The organism is Niallia oryzisoli (assembly GCF_043641075.1).
Taxonomy (GTDB): domain Bacteria; phylum Bacillota; class Bacilli; order Bacillales; family Cytobacillaceae; genus Bacillus_BD; species Bacillus_BD oryzisoli_A.
On the sequence record NZ_JBHZRC010000037.1, the window covers coordinates 1 to 1,027 of the forward strand.

Annotated in this window: 9 tRNA genes; all 9 read right to left on the reverse strand. The window is 53.0% G+C overall.

Annotated features, from left to right (window positions below):
- Positions 1-100 precede the first annotated feature (100 nt).
- The 9 genes from ACHUFV_RS27385 to ACHUFV_RS27425 all read right to left on the reverse strand — a co-directional run bounded on the left by ACHUFV_RS27385 (position 101) and on the right by ACHUFV_RS27425 (position 942).
- Positions 101-193, reverse strand: a tRNA-Ser gene (locus ACHUFV_RS27385).
- Between the two features lie 13 nt (positions 194-206).
- Positions 207-280: transfer RNA gene (locus ACHUFV_RS27390), tRNA-Ile, on the reverse strand.
- A 12-nt stretch (positions 281-292) separates the two neighbouring features.
- Positions 293-366 (reverse strand) — tRNA-Met (locus ACHUFV_RS27395).
- A gap of 33 nt (positions 367-399) precedes the next feature.
- Positions 400-475: transfer RNA gene (locus tag ACHUFV_RS27400), tRNA-Ala, on the reverse strand.
- Positions 476-497: 22 nt separating this feature from the next.
- Positions 498-574: transfer RNA gene (locus ACHUFV_RS27405), tRNA-Pro, on the reverse strand.
- Positions 575-580: 6 nt separating this feature from the next.
- Positions 581-657, reverse strand: a tRNA-Arg gene (locus ACHUFV_RS27410).
- 14 nt (positions 658-671) lie between these two features.
- A tRNA-Leu gene (locus ACHUFV_RS27415) sits at positions 672-760 on the reverse strand.
- A 10-nt stretch (positions 761-770) separates the two neighbouring features.
- Positions 771-845 (reverse strand) — tRNA-Gly (locus tag ACHUFV_RS27420).
- 12 nt (positions 846-857) lie between these two features.
- Positions 858-942 (reverse strand) — tRNA-Leu (locus tag ACHUFV_RS27425).
- Positions 943-1,027: the final 85 nt, after the last annotated feature.

Genomic DNA, 1,027 nt, shown 5'->3' on the forward strand with positions numbered 1-1,027 from the left:
CGGGGACAGGATTTGAACCTGCGACCTTCGGGTTATGAGCCCGACGAGCTACCGGACTGCTCCACCCCGCGATAATAGAAACATCGTTTATTAAGATAAATGGAGGAGTAAGAGGGATTCGAACCCCCGCGCGGTTTGACCCGCCTGTCGGTTTTCAAGACCGATCCCTTCAGCCAGACTTGGGTATTACTCCATATAAATACCAGTGGATCTTGTAGGACTCGAACCTACGACCGGACGGTTATGAGCCGTCTGCTCTAACCAACTGAGCTAAAGATCCTTAAATCTTTAGTGGCGGCAGAGGGGATCGAACCCCCGACCTTACGGGTATGAACCGTACGCTCTAGCCAGCTGAGCTACGCCGCCTAATTAGTAAGCGAGTGCATGACAATATAATTATGGTGGAGCCTAGCGGGATCGAACCGCTGACCTCCTGCGTGCAAAGCAGGCGCTCTCCCAGCTGAGCTAAGGCCCCATAATCTATATAAAGTGTTCCATGGTCGGGAAGACAGGATTCGAACCTGCGACCCCTTGGTCCCAAACCAAGTGCTCTACCAAGCTGAGCTACTTCCCGTATAAATGGCGCGCCCGAAAGGAGTCGAACCCATAACCTTCTGATCCGTAGTCAGACGCTCTATCCAATTGAGCTACGGGCGCATTATTAGTTTAATTGGTGCCGAGGACCGGAATCGAACCGGTACGGTAGTCACCTACCGCAGGATTTTAAGTCCTGTGCGTCTGCCAGTTCCGCCACCCCGGCAGCAAATATCTGGAGCGGAAGACGGGGTTCGAACCCGCGACCCTCACCTTGGCAAGGTGATGTTCTACCACTGAACTACTTCCGCGCTACTTTTAAATGGTGCGGGTGAAGGGAGTCGAACCCCCACGCCTTGCGGCGCTAGATCCTAAGTCTAGTGCGTCTGCCAATTCCGCCACACCCGCAAATATTTAAATGGTGAGCCATGAAGGACTCGAACCTTCGACCCTCTGATTAAAAGTCAGATGCTCTACCGACTGAGCTAATGGC